Annotated in this window: 4 protein-coding genes; all 4 read right to left on the reverse strand. The window is 70.7% G+C overall.

Going from position 1 to position 1,538, the window contains the following annotated elements:
- The coding region (locus RDM88_RS12845) for a hypothetical protein (protein WP_308755216.1) at positions 1 to 365 on the reverse strand (365 nt) is incomplete at its 3' end.
- A gap of 4 nt (positions 366 to 369) precedes the next feature.
- Positions 370 to 822, reverse strand: a complete 453-nt coding sequence (locus tag RDM88_RS12850) for a hypothetical protein (RefSeq protein ID WP_308755217.1) — start codon at positions 820 to 822, stop codon at positions 370 to 372.
- Entirely contained in the window at positions 815 to 1,165 is a 351-nt protein-coding gene (locus tag RDM88_RS12855; protein ID WP_308755218.1) for a hypothetical protein, read from the reverse strand. The genes RDM88_RS12850 and RDM88_RS12855 overlap by 8 nt, the downstream gene beginning before the upstream one ends.
- On the reverse strand, positions 1,162 to 1,512 hold the full coding sequence (locus RDM88_RS12860; protein WP_308755219.1) for a hypothetical protein: 351 nt from the start codon (positions 1,510 to 1,512) through the stop codon (positions 1,162 to 1,164). The genes RDM88_RS12855 and RDM88_RS12860 overlap by 4 nt, the downstream gene beginning before the upstream one ends.
- Positions 1,513 to 1,538 lie beyond the last annotated feature (26 nt).

A 1,538-nucleotide genomic window follows, 5' to 3' on the forward strand; every position in this document is an offset into this window, starting at 1 on the left:
GCGCCGCAGGCGTCCACATGTGCGCAGAGCGCCTCGGCGCCTCCGTCGCACACCACCGCGAAGATGCTTTCCTCGGCTTCCAGCGCGGCGAGCGCGGCGGCGTAGTCCTCCCCGGCCGCGGCGGCGTAAACCGGGACGACGCCCGCGGCAAGCAGCGTCTGCGCCATGCCGTAGAGGACGCTGTCCGTGCCGAACGCCGCGGCGTCGGCCAATGTGTAGAGCTCGGCCGCGCCGGTCCCGGAATAACCGGCGCCCGCCTGCGCGGCCACGGCGATTCCCCGCCCGGCGGGACAGCCGCCCGCATGGGGCCGCACGATCGTATGGATAAAGACCCCGGGCCGCATGGAATCAGGTCGTTTGATCATAGGGTCACACTTCCTTTGCCTTGATGATGATGTCGGTGAACGGCTCGCCCGCCGCGTCCGCCTCCGGAAGGAACAGCCCGGCGAGAACCGCCTCGGCGGTCAGGACGGGACAGCCGGTCTCTCCGTCGACCGCGGCGTTTCCGCAGTGGATTTCCACCGGGCCGAACGCGTTCTTTTGGAAAAAGAGCGCGCCGCACAGCCGGTCGAAGAGGCCGTGGCAGCCGGGAGCTCTGCCGGGCGGACAGAGGATGTCGAACCGCAGGGTGAGTTTCACCTGCCCCCCCGGCGCGGCGGCGCGTTCCACGCCCGAAATCCCGACCGCGATGCAGGCCTGCCGGGGCGGAGCCCCCCGGTAGCCGCCCGGGAACTCCTCAAGCACGGCGGTTCCCTCGAGCAGAGGGCTCTCCCGCAGGTAGGCGGTCACCTCCGCCCGCAGGCCGGTCAGCGGATCAGTCATATTCCGGTTCCTCCCTTACCAGCCGGGCCGTCGCCCAGCGAAACGCCGGGCCGCCGCCGCAGTAAAAATCGTGGCAGAGCAGGATTTCAAAGCGGTCGCCCCCCACGGTGAGGATGGAACCCTCCCGCACCCGCTCGCCGCCGCCCGAAAGCGGCCCGTAGTAGAGAAACTGCCGCGGGTCGATTTTTCCGAACCGCGACTGGATGTTCTGCGTGCGCGCCTGCGTGTCGTAGGCGCGCGGCTGCACGCAGGCAAAGAAGCGGCAGACCGCCCCGTCCTGCTCGAGCGTCACCTCCCGGCCACACCGCCTGATGGCGGACGCCAGCGCCCCGGCGATGCTCATGCCCCCACCTGCCGGAAGGACGCGCAGCCGCAGTCCAAAAGGCCGGCGGCCCCGGCGAGCAGCTCGTCGCGCAGCAGCCGCATCCCCTCGATGCCGCCCGCCGCCGGGGAGAGGGAAATATCCCCCACCCGGATGCTCTGCGCGTTCTGCCGGGAGAGCGCGTACTGGTAGCAGGCCTCCCCGGCCGCGGCGAGCAGCAGCAGCTCGTCCGCCGCGTCCGCGCCCGGCAGCAGGCGGCCCGCGAGCTTGGCGGCCGCCGCCGCACAGAGCGGCATCCACTCCTCCGCCCCATCCGCGTCCAGCCCCGCCAGCCGCACAAACCGGCTGAAAATAGCTTCCGTATCCATAAAACGCCTCCTTTACACGGCGGGGG

Origin of the sequence: uncultured Anaerotruncus sp., from assembly GCF_902490045.1 — a bacterium.
GTDB lineage: Bacteria > Bacillota > Clostridia > Oscillospirales > Ruminococcaceae > Anaerotruncus.